16 protein-coding genes are annotated in these 20,434 nt (G+C 71.4%); 11 read left to right on the top strand and 5 right to left on the bottom strand.

Translation table 11 applies throughout. The annotated features are described in order from the left end of the window. Positions 1–507 precede the first annotated feature (507 nt). Entirely contained in the window at positions 508–1,758 is a 1,251-nt protein-coding gene (locus JKJ07_RS43350) for an HAD-IA family hydrolase (RefSeq protein WP_202997858.1), read from the bottom strand. A gap of 126 nt (positions 1,759–1,884) precedes the next feature. Here JKJ07_RS43350 and JKJ07_RS43345 point away from each other — a divergent pair, with 126 nt between their 5' ends. The 8 genes from JKJ07_RS43345 to JKJ07_RS43310 all read left to right on the top strand — a co-directional run bounded on the left by JKJ07_RS43345 (position 1,885) and on the right by JKJ07_RS43310 (position 10,403). Then, positions 1,885–3,303 carry an FGGY-family carbohydrate kinase gene (locus tag JKJ07_RS43345; protein ID WP_307834735.1) on the top strand — a complete coding sequence of 473 codons (1,419 nt, stop codon included), beginning with the start codon at positions 1,885–1,887 and terminating at the stop codon, positions 3,301–3,303. Next, positions 3,300–4,190, top strand: coding sequence for a tagatose-bisphosphate aldolase (locus JKJ07_RS43340; protein WP_307834734.1), 891 nt, complete (start codon positions 3,300–3,302; stop codon positions 4,188–4,190). Before JKJ07_RS43345 ends, JKJ07_RS43340 begins: the two co-directional genes overlap by 4 nt. Positions 4,191–4,250: 60 nt before the next feature. Further along, entirely contained in the window at positions 4,251–5,237 is a 987-nt protein-coding gene (locus tag JKJ07_RS43335; RefSeq protein WP_236030931.1) for a LacI family DNA-binding transcriptional regulator, read from the top strand. 197 nt (positions 5,238–5,434) lie between these two features. Beyond that, on the top strand, positions 5,435–6,454 hold the full coding sequence (locus JKJ07_RS43330; RefSeq protein ID WP_202997856.1) for a zinc-dependent alcohol dehydrogenase: 1,020 nt from the start codon (positions 5,435–5,437) through the stop codon (positions 6,452–6,454). 61 nt (positions 6,455–6,515) lie between these two features. Continuing rightward, positions 6,516–7,871: an ABC transporter substrate-binding protein gene (locus tag JKJ07_RS43325; RefSeq protein WP_202997855.1), complete on the top strand. Its 1,356-nt coding sequence runs from the start codon at positions 6,516–6,518 to the stop codon at positions 7,869–7,871. Between the two features lie 56 nt (positions 7,872–7,927). After that, entirely contained in the window at positions 7,928–8,848 is a 921-nt protein-coding gene (locus JKJ07_RS43320; protein WP_202997854.1) for a carbohydrate ABC transporter permease, read from the top strand. Then, positions 8,845–9,660 (top strand): carbohydrate ABC transporter permease, encoded by an 816-nt coding sequence (locus JKJ07_RS43315; RefSeq protein ID WP_202997853.1) that lies wholly within the window; start codon positions 8,845–8,847, stop codon positions 9,658–9,660. The genes JKJ07_RS43320 and JKJ07_RS43315 overlap by 4 nt, the downstream gene beginning before the upstream one ends. A 5-nt stretch (positions 9,661–9,665) precedes the next feature. Then, complete coding sequence (locus tag JKJ07_RS43310; protein ID WP_202997852.1) at positions 9,666–10,403, top strand: SDR family oxidoreductase; 738 nt, start codon at positions 9,666–9,668, stop codon at positions 10,401–10,403. Here JKJ07_RS43310 and JKJ07_RS43305 read toward each other — a convergent pair. Then, complete coding sequence (locus tag JKJ07_RS43305) at positions 10,350–12,404, bottom strand: AAA family ATPase (protein WP_202997851.1); 2,055 nt, start codon at positions 12,402–12,404, stop codon at positions 10,350–10,352. The two genes, JKJ07_RS43310 and JKJ07_RS43305, sit on opposite strands and share 54 nt — an antisense overlap. Before the next feature lie 123 nt (positions 12,405–12,527). On the opposite strand from JKJ07_RS43305, the gene JKJ07_RS43300 reads away from it, so the two are divergent. After that, a complete protein-coding gene (locus tag JKJ07_RS43300) occupies positions 12,528–14,852 on the top strand; it encodes a GTPase-associated protein 1-related protein (protein WP_202997850.1) in 2,325 nt (774 codons plus the stop codon). Between the two features lie 162 nt (positions 14,853–15,014). Then, positions 15,015–16,118 (top strand): hypothetical protein, encoded by a 1,104-nt coding sequence (locus JKJ07_RS43295; protein WP_202997849.1) that lies wholly within the window; start codon positions 15,015–15,017, stop codon positions 16,116–16,118. A gap of 57 nt (positions 16,119–16,175) precedes the next feature. On the opposite strand, the gene JKJ07_RS43290 is transcribed toward JKJ07_RS43295, so the two are convergent. Together JKJ07_RS43290 and JKJ07_RS43285 are read right to left on the bottom strand one after the other, a co-directional pair. Next, positions 16,176–17,978, bottom strand: coding sequence for a caspase family protein (locus JKJ07_RS43290; protein WP_202997848.1), 1,803 nt, complete (start codon positions 17,976–17,978; stop codon positions 16,176–16,178). A gap of 20 nt (positions 17,979–17,998) precedes the next feature. Then, positions 17,999–18,943, bottom strand: a complete 945-nt coding sequence (locus tag JKJ07_RS43285; RefSeq protein ID WP_202997847.1) for a hypothetical protein — start codon at positions 18,941–18,943, stop codon at positions 17,999–18,001. A 285-nt stretch (positions 18,944–19,228) separates the two neighbouring features. Here JKJ07_RS43285 and JKJ07_RS43280 point away from each other — a divergent pair, with 285 nt between their 5' ends. Beyond that, positions 19,229–20,197 carry a hypothetical protein gene (locus JKJ07_RS43280; protein WP_202997846.1) on the top strand — a complete coding sequence of 323 codons (969 nt, stop codon included), beginning with the start codon at positions 19,229–19,231 and terminating at the stop codon, positions 20,195–20,197. Here the strand turns inward: JKJ07_RS43280 and JKJ07_RS43275 are convergent. Beyond that, positions 20,117–20,368, bottom strand: a complete 252-nt coding sequence (locus JKJ07_RS43275) for a hypothetical protein (protein ID WP_202997845.1) — start codon at positions 20,366–20,368, stop codon at positions 20,117–20,119. The two genes, JKJ07_RS43280 and JKJ07_RS43275, sit on opposite strands and share 81 nt — an antisense overlap. Between the last annotated feature and the right edge of the window lie 66 nt (positions 20,369–20,434).

The following is a 20,434-nucleotide window of genomic DNA, read 5'->3' as shown; positions in this document are numbered from 1 at the left end:
CGTCCAGGGTCACCGGCCGGCCGCTCCGGGCCGCGCGCCGATCCTCAGCGCTCGCCCGTCCGATGCTCGCCGGCCCTCAGTGCTCGCCCGTCCGATGCTCGCCGGCCCTAGTGTTGGCCGCGCCCAGTACCCACCCTCCCAGGGGGTCCCCCGCCACTTCCGATTGTCCCCGAAGCCGGCGATCTTCGCCGTCGGCCGTGTGGACAAGTAGCCATTGTGGATAACCCGAAACGATCTCGCCGGTGTGCTAGGTCCCTGTTCGCCGTGGTGTAACGGGTGGCAGCGAGACCGGGTCCAGCTTTGGCCGGGTGTCGGCTCTTAGGCCCAGCTTCCGGGTTCGGAATCGGACGCCCCCAGGGATCCGGCCGCAGCCGTGAAACGCCGCCGGTCTCGGTCTGCCAGGTTGGACCGCAGGCGTATCGGACGGCTGGGGCGCAGCTGCTGCGGATCATGCCGTGGCCCAGGCGAATCTCACCGTCGCACACTGACGCATCCGCTCTCGACATTTCACTCCATGGCGATCCGGCCGTCGACGGGCTGCAGTCGCAGGCGGTTGTCGGTGTCGAGAACTGGGCGCAGGCGGTCCAGGCCGTCGACGATCAGGTCGGCCTCCGTGAGCTCGTGGGCGGGGGAGGTGCCGGTGACGGCCAGGACGGTGCAGCCGGCGGCGCGGGCCGAGCGGATGCCGGCCGGGGCGTCCTCGACGGCCAGGCAGCGCTTGGGGTCGACGCCGAGGCGTTCGGCGGCCAGCAGGAACGGTTCGGGGTCGGGTTTGCCGGTGTGGACGTCGTCGGCGGTGACCATGACGGCGGGGACGGGGAGGCCGGCGCCGCGCAGGCGGGCTGTGGCCAGGGTCGTCGAGCCGGAGGTGACGATGGCGCGGCGGTGCTCGGGGACGGCGGCGAAGAACTCGCCGGCGCCCGGCGTGGGTTTGATCGAGGTGGCGTCCTCGGTTTCGATTTCGAGGATGCGGGCCAGGCCTTCGGCGGTGCGTTCGGGCGGGAGCAGCAGGGTCATGAGGGCGCGGGCCCGGCGGCCGTGGTTCTGGGCGACCAGCTGAGTGTCGACCCCGGTCTCGGTGGCGAAGCGGCGCCACGAGCGCAGGACCGAGGCCGTCGAATCGGCGAGGGTGCCGTCGAGGTCGAACAGGACGGCGTCGAAGTCCCGGGCGAACAGCGGGTTGTCGGCCGGGGGCGCGGGGGAGCGCAGGCCGAGGGTCAGCAGGGCGCGGAGCAGCTGCTGGTCGGTGGTCAGCTCGGCGTCGAGCTCGATGACCGGGACGGCCGGGGGGACGTACGGTTCGGGCACGCGGTGACGGTCTCGGGTCTCCGTGCGGGCGGCTCGGCGCTGGGTCAGCAGGTCGTCGGCGCCATGGAGGTGGATGACCTTCAGGTCGGGGCCCACGGCGTCGCGCAGGCGGGTCCATTCGGGGCCGCCGCGTAGCTCGGCGGTGAAGGGTGCGACCAGGACCAGTCGGCCGGCGGTTCCGGCGATGTCGCGGGCCGTGGCGCACAGGGCGGCGTATCGACCCGTACGGATCTCCGCGGCGTGCGGTGACGTGAGCCAGTGACCGCCGAGGGTGGCCGGGGGCAGGGCGTCGAGCAGGGGGTTCGTCAGCGAGTCGAGGTCGAGCAAGGGAGCCGCCAGCGTCGCCGCCAGGGCGCGGCCGAGCGTGGACTTGCCGCTGCCGGCCACGCCCGCGACGGCCACGATCGTCCGGGCCGGCTGTTGACAATCCGTCGAGGAGCGCCACATCATGGGCGTCATGTTACCGGTGACATGAGCGAGAAAGACACCGGTGACATGTCCTCACCTCAAACATCCGGCACCGGCCGTCGGTCCATTCGTGACACCGGTGACATGATCGCGGCTAGGAGAGCTCCTGTGGTGAACCCGGCACGCCTGGTCGCGGGCATCGATCTGGGCAGCACGGGCATGAAGATGCTCGTCACCGACGAGACGGGCCACGAGGTCGCCGTCGCCCAGGTGCCGACGCCGTGGCGCTCGGGGCCCGGGGGCACGACCGAGATGGACGCCGGGGAGCTGCTGGCCGCCGTCCGCACGCTCGTCACCACCGCGGCCGGCCGCGTCGCCGCCGTCACCGACGCGCCGATCGAGGCCGTCGCCCTGGCCGGGATGGGCGAGACCGGCATGCTGATCGACTCCCACGGCGCGCCGGTCGCCCCCGCGTACGCCTGGTTCGACCCGCGCGGCGCGGACCAGGCCGCTGCCTTCCCGCCGCGGCTGCGCGCGGACTTCGCCGGCCGCACCGGACTGCCCCTCGGCGCCCAGGTCAGTGTGGCCAAGCTGGCCTACCTGCGCGACCAGGGCGTCCGCCTCGACCGGGCCCGCTGGCTCAACTTGCCGGAGTTCGTGGCCACGGCCCTGGGTGCCGACCCGGTAAGTGAGTACTCACTTACGTCCCGGACCGGCCTGCTCGACCAGGACACCGGCCGTCCGTGGCCCGAGATGCTGCGCTGCCTCGGCGTGGACGAGACGTTCCTGCCACCGCTCGTCGCCGCGGGCACCCCGGTCGGCCTCGCCGGCGGCCCAGCCGCGAGCGGGTTTCAAGACGGCGCGGGCGGATTCGCGCCGGTCGAGTGGCTGCCGGCGAACGTCATGGGTGCGATCCTCACGGTCGCCGGTCACGACCACCTGGTCGCCGCCGAGGCCTCCGGCGGACTGCCGCCCGACCACTATCACGTCTCGCTCGGCACGGCCGAAGTGCTGCTGCGGGTGATCGACGGCCCGCTCGGCTTCGAGGCCCGCTGCCGCCTGGCCGAGCATCTGATCAACGAGGTCCGCCACGTCGTGCCGGGCAAGCACGTCCTCGTGGCCGGCGTGAAGACCGGCCTGTTGCTGCGGCGCGTGCTGCAGACCGCCGGCATCCACGACCGAGCCGGCCGGGACGCGCTCGATGCGGCCGCCATGAGCATCCCGTACGAGGGTGGTCTGCCCGACGACGCGATCGAGGTGGCCGGGGCCCGCAACGACGACGGCGTGCTCAAGCTGACCGTCCGCGCCGACGGGGTGAGCCCGGCCGAGGTCTTCGGGGCCGTCCTGCGGCACAGCAACGACGAGATCGCCCTGCTCATCGAGGCCATGGACCGGGAGCTGCCCGCCGCCGCGACCTCGACCCTGACCGGCGGCTGGGCGGGGATGGCCTCCGTCCGGCGGGCCCGCGCCCAAGTCCTGCCCCCGATGACCGCCTCCACCCGCGAGGAAGAGACCGCGTACGGCGCCACCCGCGCCGCCGCCCGACTGCTGAGCACCACCCCTCCGATGATTGGAACCGCACCGTGAACCAGCTGACCACCCTCGAACGGCGTGGCATGTCCGCGATCTCGACCCCGGGCGGCCGGATGCTGATCGTCGCCGCCGACCAGCGCAACGGCATGAAGGCCGCGATGAAGGACGCCCCCGACGGGCCCGACTCGATCAGCGTGGCCGAGCTGGCCGCGGCCAAGGCCGACCTGCTGCGCTACCTGGGCAACAACGCCCCGGCGATCCTGCTCGACCCCGAGGTCGCGCTGCCCGCGGTCGTCGACGACGGCGTGCTGGCCCGGGGCACCTCGCTCGTCGTGGGCATGGACGCGTCCGGTTACGAGACCGTCGACGGCCTGCGGTACGCGCGTTACGTGCCCGGCATGACGGCCCGCCGCGTACGGGAGCTCGGGGGTGACGTGGCCAAGATGCTGTGGCACATCCGGCCCGACCGGCAGGGCCCGGACGACCGCGCGGCCGTGGAGATGCGCGAGCTGGTCGCCGCCTGTGCCGACGAGGGGCTGCTGCTCATCGTCGAGCTGCTCACGTATCAGCTCAAGGGCGAGAGCGAGGAGGAGTACGCGGCCAAGTTCCCCCAGCTCGTGGCGGACGGCGCCAAGCTGGCCGTGGAGTGCGGCGCGAAGGTGCTCAAGCTGCAGTACGCCGGGTCGGCCGAGGGCTGCGCGGCCGTCACCGCCGCCGCGCAGGGAGTGCCGTGGGCCGTGCTGTCGGCCGGCGTCGACCACGAGACTTTCCTGGGGCAGGTCGCCACCGCGATGGCCAACGGCGCGGCGGGCGCGATGGCCGGGCGGTCGCTGTGGAAGGACAGCCTCTCCGTGTCGCCCGACCTGCGCAAGGACTACCTGACCAAGCGGGCCCTGCCCCGGTTGCACGAACTCGCCGAGGTGGTCGACGGCCGTAAGTAGCGAAGCGCCCGTGCGGCTCCGATATGCTGCTGCGGTTCTGGCGGGCGGGCGGAGGTGACCATGGCGACGATGCGTGACGTGGCCGCCCGCGCCGGGGTGTCGGCCAAGACGGTCTCCCGGGTGTTCAACGACGATCCGCACGTGCTGCCCGAGACCCGCGCCAAGATCGAGCAGATCATGCGGGAGCTCAACTACGTCCCGAACGTGCTGGCCACCACCTTCCGGTCGGGCAAGACCTCGGCCATCGGCGTCGCGGTGCCCGACATCGTCGACCCGTATTTCGCCGCGATCGCCCGCGCGGTCGACGACGTCGCCCGCAAGCGGGGAGTGGCCACGCTGCTCACCAACCTGGGCGACGACCCGGCCCGCGAGCGCGACGTGCTCGAGTCGCTGCTCAGCCGGCGCCTGGCCGGGCTGATCGTGGCCCCGATCGGCGTCGACCACTCGTGGTTGAAGAGGTGGACCGAGAGCACCCCCGTGGTGTTCGTCGACCGCTCGCCGACCGGGTTGCCGGCCGACATCTTCACCGACAACGACGAGGCCGGCGGCCATCAGGCGACGAGTCACCTGATCGGCCACGGGCACAAGCGGATCGCGTACGTCGGCGACAGCTTCCACCTGTCGACCGAGGTGAACCGCCTGGCGGGGTATCGTCGCGCGCTGACCGAGGCGGGCCTGGGGTTCGACGAGGCGCTCGTGGCGTCGTACGTCAAGGATCGTGACTCGACGCGGGCCGCGGTGGAACGGCTGATGGCGCTGCCCGGACGGCCGACGGCGGTCTTCTCGTCGAACGCGCGCAGCTCCATGCTGCTGCTGCGCGCGCTGCCCGAGGCGTCGGTGGCCGTGGTCGGCTTCGGCGACTTCCCGCTGGCCGATCTGCTGCGGCCGGCCCTCACGGTGGTGGATCAGGATCCCGACCAGATCGGGCTGCTGGCCGCCGGCCGGGTCTTCGAGCGCGCCGACTTCCCGAAGCGGCGGCTCAAGCGCACCAACGTGCTGGACGTGACGCTCATCGAGCGCGAGTCCTGCAAGGTCGCCCGGCCCTGACCTGACGCTCGTCCCGGCCGGGCTCGGCCGGGGCTGGATGCTGCCCGCGCTGAGCTGGTGGGTCACGGTCATGTCACCGATGACATGGAGATCAAGAAATAGCCATGACACCGGTGACAAACACCGGTGACATGACCTACTGTGCGTTTCAACCGAGTTAACAAGTGGTCCCGCTCACAGGCTCAGGAGGAGTTCGCATGAAGGCGCACACCGCTCGCCAAGCCGTCGTCACCGCGCCCGGCCGGGTCGAGGTCCGGCCCGTCGCGGTGCCGTCGGCCGGGCCGGGCGAGGTCGTCATCCGCATGCGGCTGGTCGGCATCTGCGGCTCCGACGTCCACGCCTTCCACGCCCGCCACCCGTTCGTCCCGCTGCCCTACCACCCCGGCCACGAGATCTACGGCGTGGTCGAATCGGGCGAGGGTCTCACGCCGGGCAGCCGGGTCGTGGTCGAGCCGATCCTGGCCTGCGGGGACTGCAAATACTGCCGGGACGGTCGCTACAACCTGTGCGCGACCATGACGTTCTTCGGCTGCACCACGCCGGACGGGGGACTGGCCGACTACCTCGTCGTCCCGGCCCACCGCGCCGTGCCGGTGCCCGACGAGGTCGGCGACCTGGCCGCCGTCCTCGTCGAACCGCTCTCCACCCCCGTCCACGCCGTCCGGCTGGCCGGCCCGGACCTCACCGGCAAGACCGTCGCCGTCCTCGGCGCCGGCACGATCGGCCTGCTCACCCTGATCGCCGCCCGGCACGCCGGCGCCGCCCGGATCGCCGTCAGCGACCTCTCGCCGCACAAGCGGGAGCTGGCGAAAGAGCTGGGCGCCGACTCCGTGCACGACGCGGCGTCGCCCGCCATGGTCCAGGACATCCGCGACGACCTCGGCACCAGCGCAGACGTTGTCTTCGACTGCGTGGCCGTGCAGGCCACCGTCGACCAGGCCGTCGCCATCGCCGTCAAGGGCGGCACCGTCATGATCGTCGGCGTGCCCGCGGCGCCGGTCACCGTCCCGCTGCCCCAGATCCAGGACCTACAGGTACGCATCCAGGGCAGCGCCACCTACACCCGCGGCGACATCGAGCAGGCCGTCGCCCTGCTCGCGGCCGGCGCGGTCGACCCGGGGCGGATCATCACCGCCCGCTATCCCCTCGACGAGGTCGAGCAGGCGTTCGCGGCCGCGTCGAGCGGCGGCAACGTCAAGGTCGTCGTCTCAGCCTGAAGCAAAACTCCGAAAAACAGCCCTCCCCGGCTGGTACACGCAATTCTGGAGGTCATTTTCAATGAGGAAAACGAGAGTCGCGATAGCCGCCCTGGCGGCCTGCGCGCTGACGCTGGGCGCCTGCTCGGGCGCCGGCACGTCGGACGAGACGAGCACTTCCGAGGGCGCCAGTGAGATCACGGTGCTGATGGTCGGCAACCCGCAGATGGAGGACATCCAGAAGCTGACCGCCGACAACTTCACCAAGCAGACCGGGATCACCGTGAAGTACACGATCCTCCCGGAGAACGAGCTGCGCGACAAGGTCACCCAGGACGTCGCCAACCAGGGCGGCCAGTACGACGTGGTGACCATCGGCGCGTACGAGGTGCCGATCTGGTCGAAGAACGGCTGGCTGCACGAGCTGTCCACGCAGATGGACGCGGACGCCGCCTACGACAAGGCCGACCTGCTCAAGCCGATGGTGACCGTGGCCAGCGGCGAGGACGGCAAGATGTACGGCGCTCCCTTCTACGGCGAGTCGTCGCTGCTCATGTACAACAAGGAGATGTTCGAGGCCAAGGGCCTCACCATGCCCGAGAAGCCGACCTGGCAGCAGGTGGCCGACCTGGCGGCCAAGGTCGACGACAAGGCCAACGGCACCGCCGGCATCTGCCTGCGCGGCCTGCCCGGCTGGGGTGAGGGCATCGCCTCGCTGACGACCATCGTCAACACGTACGGCGGCACCTGGTTCGAGAAGGACTGGACCCCGAAGCTCAACGCGCCGGAGTTCAAGGAGGCCACCAAGTTCTACGTGGACCTGGCCCGCGCCCACGGCGAGCCCGGCGTCGCGCAGTCCGGCTTCACCGAGTGCCTCAACATCTTCAGCCAGGGCAAGTCGGCCATGTGGTACGACGCCACGTCCGCCGCGGGCACCGTCGAGGACCCGAACGCCTCCAAGGTCGCCGGCAAGGTCGGCTACGTGTACGCCCCCGTCAACAAGACCGAGCACAGCGGCTGGCTCTGGTCGTGGGACTGGGCGATGCCCAAGACCACCAAGAAGGCCGACGCCTCCTGGAAGTTCATCAGCTGGGCCACCAGCAAGGAGTACGAGCAGCTGGTCGGCAAGGAGCTGGGCTGGTCGCGCGTCCCGGCCGGCAAGCGCACCTCGACGTACTCGATCCCGGAGTACAAGGAATCGGCCAAGGCCTTCGCCGACATCACCCTCGACTCGATCGCGAACGCCGACCCGGTGAACCCCGGCCTGCAGGAGCGGCCCGCCACCGGCGTCCAGTTCGTGGCCATCCCCGAGTTCCAGGATCTCGGCACCAAGGTGTCGCAGGAGATCGCGGCCGCGCTGACCGGTCAGAAGACGGTCGACCAGGCGCTCGACGCCGGTCAGAAGCTCGCCGAGGACGTGGCGAAGAAGTACAAGTAGTGCTCGCGGGCGCGCCGGGCCGACGCCCGGCGCGCCCTCCCCGGAAGGCCACGACCATGACCGATGTCGCTACCCGGCCGGCCCCCGCGCCCGTCGTGGAGAAGACCCGCAGTTCCAAGGAGCGCTGGGTCCGCCGCGCACCCCTCCTGCCCGCCTTGATCTTCGCGATCATCGTGACCCAGGTGCCGTTCCTGGTCACGCTCTACCTCTCCACGCAGGGCTGGAACGCGCTGCGGCCGGGCCAGCGCGAGTTCGTCGGCCTCGACAACTACGTGACCGTGCTGACCGACACCCGCCTGCGGGCGGCGCTGGTCAACACGGTGCTGCTGACGGCGGGCGCGGTGATCTTCTCGCTGATCCTGGGCCTGGCCCTGGCTATCCTGCTCGACCGCAAGTTCCTCGGCCGCTCGGTGGTGCGCACGCTGCTCATCACGCCGTTCCTGGTGATGCCGATCGCCGCCGCGCTGCTGTGGAAACACGCGATCTACAACCCCACGTACGGGCTCATCAACGGGCTGTTCGGCGGCTCGACCGACTGGGTGTCGTCCTATCCCAAGGCGGCCGTGATCGCCACGCTGGTCTGGCAGTGGACGCCGTTCATGATGCTGATCCTGCTGGCCGGCCTGCAGTCGCAGTCGCACGAGGTGCTCGAGGCGGCCAAGGTCGACGGCGCGAACGCGTGGCAGATCTTCCGCCGGATGACGATCCCGCACCTGCGGCAATACCTGGAGCTGGGCGCGCTGCTGGGCTCGATCTACCTGGTCAACACGTTCGACGCGGTCTTCACGATCACGCAGGGCGGGCCGGGTACGGCGACGACCAACCTGCCGTACGAGATCTATCTGACGATGTTCCGCAAGTTCGAGTACGGCGAGGCGTCGGCGGCCGGTGTGATCGTGGTGGTCCTGACGATCATCGTGGCGACGTTCGCCCTGCGTGTCATCTCGGGCCTGTTCAAGGTGGAGGCCAACCGATGAACCGCCGCTTGATCGACTCCGCGTGGGGCGTCGTGGCCTGGGTGGCCGGCATCGTCTTCGTCTTCCCGGTCATCTGGATGGTGCTGACCAGCTTCAAGCAGGAGAACGCGGCCGCCTCGAACCCGCCCAGCTGGTTCTTCGAGCCCACGCTCGACCAGTACGCGCTGGTCTTCGAGCGCAACATGACGCCGTTCCTGCTCAACTCGCTGATGGCGTCGGTGTTCTCGACCCTGCTGGTGGTCCTGCTGGCCACCCCGGCCGCGTACGCCCTGTCGCTGCGCCCGGTCGAGAAGTGGTCGGACTCGCTGTTCTTCTTCATCAGCACCAAGATGATGCCGGTCGTGGCCGCCTTCCTACCGGTATATCTGCTGGTCAAGCACGCGGGCATGCTCGACAACGTGTGGACCATGGTCATCCTCTACACGTCGATGAACCTGCCCCTGGCGGTCTGGATGATGCGCTCGTTCCTGCTCGAGGTGCCGCGCGAGGTGCTCGAGGCGGGCGAGGTCGACGGGGCCGGCCTGCTCACGTCGATCCGTAAGATCATCCTCCCGATCGTCAGCCCCGGGCTGGCCGCGACCGCGCTGATCTGCTTCATCTTCGCGTGGAACGAGTTCTTCCTGGCGCTCAACCTGACCGCCACGAACTCCAGCACCGCGCCCATCTTCCTGGTCGGGTTCATCTCGTCCGAGGGCGCGTTCCTGGCCCGGCTCTGCGCGGCCGCGACGATCGTGTCGCTGCCGGTGCTGATCGCCGGCTGGCTCGCGCAGAACAAACTCGTCCGCGGTCTCTCCATGGGCGCCGTCAAATAACTGGGATGATCAACTTCATGGACTTCACCCACCGCCCGATCCTGGTCACCGGCGCCAACGGCAACATCGGGGCCGCCACCGTCCGGCTCCTCAAGCAGCACGGCGCCGACGTGATCGCCGCGGGCCCCAGCGACGAGCTCCTCGCCCCCGTGGTCGACGAGACCGGCGTACGGGGGCTGGCCTTTGACCTGGCCGCCGAGAACGAGGTGTGCCGGGCGCTGAGCGACCTCCCCCTGTACGGCGTGGTCAACTGCGCCGGTCTCGGGGGCGTGGTCGGCCCGCTGCAGGACGCCGACGTCGACGTCTACGACAGCGTCATGGCCGTCAACGCCCGCGGCGCCTTCCTGGTGACCAAGTACGCGGCCCGCACGATGATCGCCGCGGGCCGGGGCGGCTCGATCGTCAACGTCTCGAGCCAGGCCGCCGTCGTCGCGCTGACCGGCCACATGGCGTACGGGGCCTCGAAGGCGGCCCTGGACAGCATGACCCGCGTGGCGGCGCTCGAACTGGGCCCGCACAACATCCGAGTCAACAGCGTCAACCCGACCGTCGTCATGACCCCGATGTCCGCCTCCTACTGGGGCCGCCCCGAGATCAAGGACCCGTTCCTGGCCCAGATGCCGCTCGGCCGCTACGCCACCGAGGAAGAGATCGCCGCCCCGATCGCCTTCCTCCTGAGCGACGCCGCCTCAATGATCACCGGCGTAACCCTCCCGATCGACGGCGGCTACACCGCCCGCTGAGGACAGGCCGCGGCCCACGTCGCCGTCGGGCAGCGGCACCTCCAGGCCGAGGTCGTGGCGCAGCTTGGTCAGCCGGGTCAGGGCCTGCTCGACGCTGGCCGGCATGACGCTGCGGACGAGGGCGAGCCGCTCGGCCGCCTCGTCGAGCCGGTCGTGACACGGCCGCGCGGGCTCCGGGGGCAGACCGAACGTCTCCAGGACGGTGGCGTAATACCAGAGCGAGACGCCGAGCTGCAGGCAGAGGCGTTGCTCGCCCGGATCCTCGACGGGCGCGCGGTGAATCAGGTCGTCGCCACGCTGCAGGAGCTCCTTCGCCTCCGTCCCGGGCCAATCGGTGTCGGCCAGGTCCATCAGCACCTGATGGATCGGCCCGGTCTGGCCCTCGCGGCGGATCTGGGCGGCGAGACCGGACTTGAGCTTGACGATGTCGTGCCCGACCACGCGTTCGGTCAGGACGGCCAGGCCGCCCTGGCGCACTCGTGTCCGGCCGTCCTCGGCGCCGGCCTCGCCGACCAGGGTGCGCGCCGCTCGCAGCAACTCGCGCGGCAGACCACCGGCGAGGGCGTGACACAGCGCCATGAACGGGCGCGGACAGCCAATCAGGCGCCGGCCGAGCAGCTCGACCGAGTCGTCCAGCGTCATGATGCCGAGGCGCAGCACCTCGTCGAAGGTGCTGTCGAGCGCGGGCCGGATGCCGATCATGCGGCGCTCGAACAACGCCAGCGCATCCTCCGAGATCGTGACGAGGTAGGTGCATCCTCGGACACCGAAGACACCCTTGATCTCGTTGATGAACTTCTCCGCGAGCTCCCCGTCGTTGATCCGGTCGACCTCGTCGATGACGACGATGACCCGCCCGCCGCCGGGCCGGGTCGTCGTCCACCACTCCGCCACGTCGGCCGCGAACCGGCGGAACTCGCGTACCAGATCGGGGTGGGACGCCGGCTGTTCGATGAGCTGCCGGGTCCATTTGCGTCCGATGTCGAAGCCGCGCGAGGACTTGAACACCCCGCTCAGCTCGCGAGAGACGTTCTGCAGGAAGCGCAGGCGGCGGAGCTGGTGCCGGGCGCGGCGGCGCATCCTCGTGGTCGCGTACCGGTGGGTCAGCCGGGCCGTCCGGCCGGTGATCGTCCACCAACGGTCGCGCCCGGTGCCCTCGATCACCGCCTCGCACAGGGCGCGGAACAGCAGGATGGTGAAATCCCGGGCCTGGTAGTTGACCGCCGCGTCGACGGCGACGACCAGGTCGTGCGGCGGTCCGTCGGCCTCGGCAAGATCTCGCAGCAGGGTCGACTTGCCGGCGCCGCGCGGACCACTGATCGCGATGGCCGAGGCGCCGAGCTGACGCATCAGGTTCTCGATCTGCCGCATCTCCGGCCGGGCGACCCGGTGCAGCGGGTCGGACGCCGACGAGAGGCCCGGGGCAGAGGTGAGCCGCAACTCCGGCCGCTCGCGATCCTGAGCCAGGCGCATGATGTCCAAGCGGACCAGCGGCCGCACCTGCTCGGGCAGGGTCTCGAGGTAGCGCCGGCGTTCCGTGCGGACAGCCACCGCGTAGCCGGCGGCGCTGCGTCCGAGCGCGATCAAAGTCCCCGCGGCGAGAACGCAGCCGAAAATCTGGCCGGTCAGGCCCAAGCCGAATCCCTTCCCGACGAACAGGGCCGCGGTGGCCACCGCGTTGTGCTGGGGCGCATGGATCATCCGGACCAGGGCGACGACCAGGATCACCGTTCCGGTGGCGGCCGTCAGCGCGCGTCCGGCAGCCGCGCCGCATCGCCGGCGGAACAGCCGGCGCCGGAGCAGGAACTCGGCGGTAGCCTCGCGCGTCTGCCGGAGCCTCTGATCGACCAGGTAGCGACGCTGTCCGGTCCGCGCGAGGTACTCGGTGAACTCGGCCTCGTCGAGCACGTTGTCGGCGGCGTGCTCGACGAGCCGGGCGAGGTGCTCCGCACGGCGGCGATCCCGGCGCCCCTGGGCGGCGTGGCGTAGCGCATCAACCATGGTGACCCTCTCGTCGTTCCCCGCTTACTGACGGACGAGGGCTTGTCCGTCAGTAAGCGGGGAGACAATGCGGACCGGCGGAGGGGAGTCGATGGCCGACTTCGAGACACTGATCTACAACCAGTGTCTGCCAGCCAGCGGCGGCCGGGCACGGCCGGCCCCCAGTTGCAGGCCGCCTCGGGACGGACCGACGCCGCCACCATCCAGGTCGTCCAGGACCATCTGCTGTACGAGCAGCCGCCGCCGGCCTGGCGCGACGGCCAGCCGGCGGCGGGATATCCACGGTCCTTCGCCCACATGGGCGGTGAGCGCTTCGCCACCGCGGCCGGTGTCTATCTCGGACCGGAACTCTCGGGCACGGCTGACGGCAACGCTCTGACACACGCCCTGACGACTGTCGACCCGGCGGCCTACGGTGACCTGCGGCCGGCTCAGCTCTTCGACGCGGAGTTCTGGACCGCCCGCCCGGCCGGCACCACACGCAGCGACCCGGTGACGGGGCCGCCCCGGCCCGGCCGGTTCGACACCGACACCGTACGCGGTCTCATCCGCAGCCAGCCGCGCGGAAGCGCCCTGTTGGCGACACTTCTCACCGCGCTCGGGGGCACGCGCCGCGTGCTCTTCGTGGCCGAGGAGATCGAGCCCGTCCTCACCTGGATCGCCGCCGCCACGCTGCTGCTGCCCAGGCGCCGCGCGCTCGAGATCGGCTTCAAGGTCTTCACCCTGGACCCGGTAGCCTGCTCCCAGCGGGTGGTCGCCGTTCATCCCGGCTGGGGCAAACCGGCCGCCACCGTCGACCGCCCCGGTGAGTTCGTGGTTCTCGACCTGACGACGCTGCGATGCAGTCAGACGACCGCGGATCCGGCCGCGCGGGCGTGGGCGGAACTGTTCTGCTCGCCCGAGCCGCTCGACCTCGCCGGCGCTGTCATGCTGGCTGACGAATGCGGTTTGGCCCCGATGGCCGCCCTGGCGCTGGTGCGGGCGGCCGTGCTCGGTCAGGCGGTGGACCCCCGGCACGCCGAGGCGATCTCGGGCTGGCTCAAGACCGGCCGGTCCTCGCTCATCGCCCGATACGGACCGGCGATCGCGCGCCGGCTGGCCGCTCAAGCGCCCCACCAGGATCTCGGGGCCTTGCGCGCTCTGGACGCGGCGATGGCCTCCGGGACCCTCGGCCCCGGCGCGGCGGAGGTGCGGCTGCAGCGGTTGTCGGCCGAGTTGAAAGCCGCTCGCGCTGCCGATGCGACGACGATCGCCCCGGTCGGCCGGGTCCTGGCGGCCGAGTGGGGAACGGCCGAGGCCGAGCGCGCGGCCGAGGCGGTCGTGGCCGAGCTGCGGACCGCCCGGGAGCACGCCTTCGCCGCGGTCCTGCTGGTGGCCGGACGCTTCCGGGTCCCGATCACCTGCACCGGCATCGGGCGGCCCGTGGACGGCTTCGTCGACTGGTGGGCCGAGCACCCGGAAACGGGCTTCGATCCGCAGCTCTGGCCCTGCCCGACCGAGCTGGACGAGCGTCTCCGGGCCGAGCTGTGCCGGCGGATCAAGAACACCCCGGGCGACCGCCGCAAGATCGCAACAGCCTGGAGCGCTCAGCTGGCCCCCCGGCAGCCGGCCCGCGAGATCGACGCCGCGATCCTGGGCAGCCTGATGGCCGATGGCACCCCGGCGACCCGGCGGGCCGTGCTGACCGAGCAGATCGGCCGCGCGACGCGAACGGTAGCTCCGGAGGTCCCGTTCGGCGAGCTGGGCCGCTGCCTGTGGCAATGGACGCTGCCTACCCAGGACGAGCTGAGGCTGTTCGCCGGGGCCATGCCGAGCGACGCCGGGCTCGAGCCCGGCGTCGTCGAGAAGTTCCTGATCGACCAGCCGCAGCCGGGCGGTCTCACGGTGAGCGATCTGGCGGTCGTCGCCGAGCTCGTCAGCGCCGGCCGGCTCCAGCCGAGCCCCCGTACGGAGGAGTTCCTGCGCTCGAACAGGATCGTGGAAGATGCCGTCGCCAGGCTGAAGGACGCCCAGGCGAACAAGTCCGGCGTGGCGCAGACGCTGCACCAGGCCGCCTCGGCGGTGCTCCAGGCTCACGCCCGCGACCTGGTCGAGGTGCTGCTCGCGACCGAGACACCGAGGGTCGTCGGCGATGTGTTCCGGACGCTGCCAGGCCCGGCGCAGAGCGACTACATCACCGGGGTCGCCCGAATGATGACCGGCGACGTGGCGGCGTCGCTGATCGCGGGGGCCGTCGTGGTCCTCGACGAGAGCGATGCCGAACGAACGAGGCAGGAGCTCATCTCCGCTCTTGATCTCTGGCTCGTTCGGAACCCCTCGGCCACCAGGCGGAACGCCGTCGACAACGCACTCGACCGCCGAGGCACCGGGAACGCGCGGGCGTTGTGGAGCGGGTTGTGCGGCAAGCCGGACCGGCGTGGCGGCGGCTGGTTCTGGCGCCGGGGCTGACGAGCACCTGGCTGGGCAGGCCGGTCAGGCGAACCCGGAATAGGTCGCCTGAGTGTTCGGAATCGGACCACGAAGAGGTCTAACCGGGCGCCGGGCCTGGAGGACCGGGCGGGCGTGCAGGAAGCTTCAACCACCGATCGGCATGGACGAAAGGAGCCCTCGGTGGGCACTGCGAATGCGCGTACGGTGCACCTCGACCACAGCACCCTGCGCCGCCGTCCGCGGAACGGGGAGGCGCCGGGGCTCTACGTCTCGCGGTCGGCCCGGGCCGAGCCGGTCGATCCCGAGCGGCGGCTGCGGGAGCTCGCCGCCACCGGGACGCTGGCTTCCGTCGCGGCCGCCGGTGGGGCGCAGCGGGCCGAGCTCACCAGCGCGGCGTACAACCTGGTGTGGCCGATCGTCTTCATGCGGATCACCCGGCGGTTCGAGCGGCAGCGCGGGCACGCCCTGTGCGCGGCGGGAGTGGAGAACCTGGCCGACGAGTGCCTCGACCGGTTCCACGACGACGTCGAGGCCGTGGTCGACGACCTGCTGGCCCACGCCGACCGGCCGATCCGCCAGCTCGAGGCCTGGGTGGCGACCCGGGTCGGCGCGGCCACCGTCAACGCCCATCGGCGCCGGCGCGGGGAGCGGGGCGCGTTGCAACGGCCACGGCTGCCCGGGTGGCTGGCCGACGGGCTGGGCCGGGACCGCTGGCTGACCACGCTCGCCGTCGACATTCTGGTCTGGGTCGGGGTCAGCGGCACCGCGGGCAGCGAGCTGTGGCCGCTCGAGTCGTGGGCCCAGGAGCGGGCCGCGTGCACCGGCGACTGGCAGGGCAGCGACCCGGCCGCCGTGCGCCGCGAGATCGACCAGGTCCTCACGGTCATGCGCGGGCGCCCCGACTGGTACGCGTCCTTCGTGGAGCGCCCGCTCGGGGCCAAGCAGCCCCCGGTCATGGCGATGGCGGTCGACCCGTACGGGGAACCGGTCGCCCCGCTCGGCCTGGGCGAGCCCGACGACCGTGTCGACGCCGAGCTGCGCCGCCTGGCCGCCGACGCCGTCCGGGCCATCGGCGACCGGATCGGGCGCGGCGAGCCGGCCGAGGACGCGGTGGTCGAGGTGGTGCGCACGGTCTTCGGTGGCGTCTTCACCGGCACGCTCGACCAGGCCCCGTACGGCGGCGCCGACCCGCTGGGCGGGGTCACCGGCGCGCTCTCCGACCGGCAGCGGCTGAACGCGATCGTGTCGGCCGCGCTCACCATCGTGAACGAGCCCGAGAAGTAGCGCGGCTCAGCAGTGGGACTCCATGGCGGGCTCCTTGTCGCGACTGATCGGTAGCGGTCACCTCGGGACCTCGATTCGGATAACGACCTGGTCCGTGGTCCAGTCGTGGCCGGTGGGCAGGGCCGCGTCGCCGAGATCGCGGTAGGAGCCGCGCACGCCGAGGGTCTCGGCCAGCGCCGGCATCACGAACGGCTCGACACCGAAGGGCGCCTCGGCCACGAACAGCTTCAGCCGGTCCTTCACCGAGGCGCCCGGCTCGACGGGGACGGTCGGCGGCAGGAACGCCTTGATCCGCCGGCCGTCCAGGCACTCACCCACGTCGCGGGCCGCCACGAAGTAGCCCGGGAAGAGCACCGGGTCGACCTTGAAGCGCGACGTCAGGTCGAGCAGCGCGCAGAACAGCGGCCGGTCGGAGTCGTTGCGCAGCCGGATGAGGATCTCGGGCGGGTCGCCGCCGTCGTACTGGACGACGTACTCGTTCGAGGAATCTCGCTCCAAGATCTGGCGTTTCCCGGCGTCCAGCACCTCCACCCGTACGGGGGAGCCAAGCGCTGTTACGCCGTTGCGGCGGTGCCACACCCGCAACCACCGGGCGATGTGTTCGACGGCGGCGGCCGCCTCGTCCACGAAGTATCGCCGGCGCAGCAGCTCCTCGCCGCTCTGGTCGACGACCGCCAGCTCGCCGTCCGCGTAGTGCGCTCGCAGGTCGGGGATGCCGTCATCGAGCACCCGTACGTCCAGCGACCGCGCGAGCGCCGCGCGCAACTCCTCGTCGCCGGTCGCCACGGTCGTCAGCGGCGTCGGCATCGCCGTGACCACGACCGGGTACTGGCGGTGCGGATCGGGCGCCCACCCGGCGATCGGCGCCACCCGGCTGTCGCTCGCGCGGACCTCGACCACGTCGGCCTGCCGGTCCGGGTCCCCGCGCACCCCGATCCGCAGCCCGTCCCCGGCCTCGAGCCCGTGCATCGCCCCGGCGTCGATCACCCAGGCCGACCCGCTCCGGCGCATCCGGATCTCACGGTCGGACGGCGTCACCGCCCCGCCCAGGAACCGCTGGTTGAGCAGCTGGGACGCCCGGGGCCGGGCCTGCGGGACCTGCCGGCAGGCGTTCAGCTCGACCTCGGTCCGCGCCGCCAGCAGCAGGTCGTTGTAGGTGGCCGCCGGGCCGAGCCGGCGCATGGCCTGCAGCAGCGACCAGGTGAAGACGCCCCGGCGATGGCAGCCGGGGCCGAGGGTGCGTTCCTCGGCGGCCTCGGTGGACTGGCACGCGGCCAGGACGATGTGCTCGGCCGGGCGGTCAGCGGCGAGCCGGGCCTCCAACCGGGCGCGCAAGTGGTCCAGGTCGGGCGCGGCTCCCGGCGGCACCGAGCGGGTCCGTACGGCCGGCTCGCGCTCCAGCAGCTCGCGGGTGGCGCCGTCGGAGTGGCAGCTGTCGAGCACCACGGCCACGTGCCCGGCCCGGTCGCTCACGTCGTCCAGCAGCAGCGACAGCTCCTTGTCCCACAGGTCGGGCACTGTGCCGGAGCGACTGTCCGCGCAGACCAGCGACTGGAGCCGTCCGGTGGGCTCGATCCGCTTGGCCCATGCCGGGACGGGCCAGTCCGAGCCGTGCCCGGCGAACCAGAACAGCGCCACGTCGTCCGGCCCGGCCTGCCCCAGGTGCGACGTGATGGCGCCGACCACCGCGTCCCGCGTCGCCTGCTCGTTCAGCAGCGTCAGCGGGACCAGGTCGGTGCCGGGCGCCAGCGTGGCCTCGAGGTGCTCCCGGGCGTCAGTCACGTCGCGCACGCAGCCGGACAGGGCGGGGACCGCGGCGTACCGGTCGATGCCGACCAGCAGGGCGTACAGGTTTCGCATGCCTCTTTCTGACGGACCGCTCAGGTCAAAGGCGTCCAAGCGATCCCGTACGCGTATCCCTCGCGCAAGCTGCGGAAGTCGCGGGACACCTCGCCCTGCGGAGTCGGCGCGACGATCTTGCGGCTGGCGCGCCGGGCGTCCAGGTCGGGATAGGCCACCTCGTCGAGCAGCCACACCTCCTCCGGGCGGCGGTCGCGCGGAAACCGCACCCGTACGCTGCCCGAGTCGCACTGGGACAGCGGGACGATCGCGTAGTGCGGCCGTACGGGTTGGCCCGGCGGCAGCGTCACGTGCAGCCAGAACTCGTGCGTGTCGTCGGGTGCCAGGGGCCGGGGGAGTGTGAGCGTGATGAGCCGGCTGGAGCTGCCGTCGTCGTGCTCGATCCCGCGTATCCGCGTGCCGAACAGGGCCTCGACGGCCGGCTCGCCGACGTCGGGCCCGCTCGGGGGCAGGGTGATCCGTACGGTGATCTCGGCGATCTCCCGGGTCGCGACGATCGTCCGGAGCTCGTACAGCTCGGGGGTGGGGGTGTCGAGCCGGAACAGGCAGGACAGCGAGGACACCCGCCAGCCGCACCCGTCGCTCTGCTCCTCGTCCGGCGCCTCGGCGACGGCGTTCACGAGGGCCTCGAGTGCCGCGTCGGCCAGCCGCCGTGCCGTACGGGTGGAGACCTTCTGCAGGTCGGCGAGCTGACCGATGCGGGCGTCCAGGGTGCCCAGTCGATGGCCGTCCCCCACGGCGAAGGAGACCAGCACCGCCTGCCGCTGCTCGGGCAGCAGGGTGTCGGCCAGCGTGGTCAGCCAAGTCTCGACCGCGGCGCGGGTCCTGCTGTCGGGCTGCCTGCCGGTGAGCCCGCACAGGCGGCGGATCCGGAAGCCGAGGTGGTCGTACAGCCCGGCCCGGCAGACACCCTTGCGACTGCGCAGGGCTTGTAACTCTTTGGACAGCTCCGAGTCGGGGGACATGAAGCTCCTATGTACCGTCCGTCGTCATTCCACTACAGAGAAGGTAGCGGTGAAGTCCACGCCCCGCGACCTCCGGGTCGTGGCCAGAACTCCAGTGGGCTACGGACCGTGACGGATTCTGGCCAGATATCGGCCAGCTGTGCGGCCAAAAGAATGGCCTCCATCCGGCTAAATGCGCCGACATGATTATCCGATGTTCTGGGGGCAGATCACACAGAGTGATGGTTTGATAACCTCACTACCGCACAGTGGATATCCGGACGCGTCACCCCTGCGGGGGCTGCGGTGACGCATGACCATGAATACACCATCAAGCGGCTCCGGGAGCTGGCTCGCGCCGGCGACCTGGGCCGGCTGTCCGAGGCGGAGCGAGACGTGCTGCGCCCGGCCGCCTACGACCTCGCCTGCTCCATAGTGTTCGACGTCGTCTATCGCCGCGTCGCGCGCAACCGGGGGCATCACGCCTGCGCCCGCGGGTTCCGGCACTTGGGGGAGTGCTGCCTCGACGGGTTCCACGACGATCTCGAGGCGGTCGTCGAGCGCCTGCTCACCACGACCGAGCAGATCAACGACCTGGAGGCCTGGATCGCCGCGCGGGCGCCCGGGTTCGCCATCGACGCCTACCGCCGCCGCCGGGGTGCGATCGGCGCCCCGCAGCGGCCCCGGATGACCAAGTGGCTCCGGGCGGCGCTGGGCGACGACCCGTGGCTCTGCCGGCTGGCCCTGCGTATCCAGGAGTGGGTCGGCGTGCCGGGCGGGGTCGGCGCCACGCTGTGGCCGGTGGACAGCTGGGCCGGCGAGCGGGGGATCAGCCCGTCCGAGGCGCAGGCCGACGTGGAGAAGGTGCTGGTCGCCATGCGCGAGCGGCCGAAGTGGTACCACGACCATATCGAGGTCCCGCTCGGCCACAAGACCGCGCCGGTAGGCGGTTCCCCCGGCGAGGGCGCCGGCGAGCCGCGTCCGTTGCCGCCGGGCGACCCCGGCGAGCTCGACGACGCGCGGGCGGACGATCTGGCCACGGTGGCCGTCGAAGCCATCCGGGCCGGGCTGGGGCGGGGCGAGGACGCCGCAGCCACGGTGGAGACGGTGCTGAGGGAACTGTTCCTGCACGGGTCCGGGGCCGACGAGATCGGCCGGGCGCCCGGGGCGGGAACGGAACGCGAGGAGCGGGTGTCAGCGTTGCTCGACGACCCCGTCGCCCTCGAGATCCTCATCGAGCGGGTCCTGCGCATCGTGCGCGGCCCGGCCGGCTAACCGTTCGAGGGCCCGGCGGCGTTCGGCGACCAGCTCGGCCACCGCCGCCGGGTCGTGGCGCTCCCGCGAGACGCGCAGAGCATCGCGTAACTCCTGCTCCAAGAGTTGCTGCAACTGCTCCTGCTGGTCCGGCGTGAGCTCCACGGTGCGGCCTACCCCGCCGCTCGGCATCGCGCATCCCTCATGATCATGTTTCGATTATCAACCAGCCGCCGTGGTTTTGGTTTCATCCCCGCC

The organism is Paractinoplanes lichenicola (assembly GCF_016785085.1).
Lineage (GTDB): Bacteria > Actinomycetota > Actinomycetes > Mycobacteriales > Micromonosporaceae > Actinoplanes > Actinoplanes lichenicola.
This window is presented reverse-complemented; position numbering and strand designations above follow the sequence as displayed.

Coding starts and splice junctions, on each gene's coding strand:
- JKJ07_RS43350 (WP_202997858.1), bottom strand. CDS start 1,758: ATGATGTGGCGCTCCTCGACGGATTGTCAACAGCCGGCCCGGACGATC.
- JKJ07_RS43335 (WP_236030931.1), top strand. CDS start 4,251: ATGGCGACGATGCGTGACGTGGCCGCCCGCGCCGGGGTGTCGGCCAAG.
- JKJ07_RS43330 (WP_202997856.1), top strand. CDS start 5,435: ATGAAGGCGCACACCGCTCGCCAAGCCGTCGTCACCGCGCCCGGCCGG.
- JKJ07_RS43325 (WP_202997855.1), top strand. CDS start 6,516: ATGAGGAAAACGAGAGTCGCGATAGCCGCCCTGGCGGCCTGCGCGCTG.
- JKJ07_RS43320 (WP_202997854.1), top strand. CDS start 7,928: ATGACCGATGTCGCTACCCGGCCGGCCCCCGCGCCCGTCGTGGAGAAG.
- JKJ07_RS43315 (WP_202997853.1), top strand. CDS start 8,845: ATGAACCGCCGCTTGATCGACTCCGCGTGGGGCGTCGTGGCCTGGGTG.
- JKJ07_RS43310 (WP_202997852.1), top strand. CDS start 9,666: ATGATCAACTTCATGGACTTCACCCACCGCCCGATCCTGGTCACCGGC.
- JKJ07_RS43305 (WP_202997851.1), bottom strand. CDS start 12,404: ATGGTTGATGCGCTACGCCACGCCGCCCAGGGGCGCCGGGATCGCCGC.
- JKJ07_RS43290 (WP_202997848.1), bottom strand. CDS start 17,978: ATGCGAAACCTGTACGCCCTGCTGGTCGGCATCGACCGGTACGCCGCG.
- JKJ07_RS43285 (WP_202997847.1), bottom strand. CDS start 18,943: ATGTCCCCCGACTCGGAGCTGTCCAAAGAGTTACAAGCCCTGCGCAGT.
- JKJ07_RS43275 (WP_202997845.1), bottom strand. CDS start 20,368: ATGCCGAGCGGCGGGGTAGGCCGCACCGTGGAGCTCACGCCGGACCAG.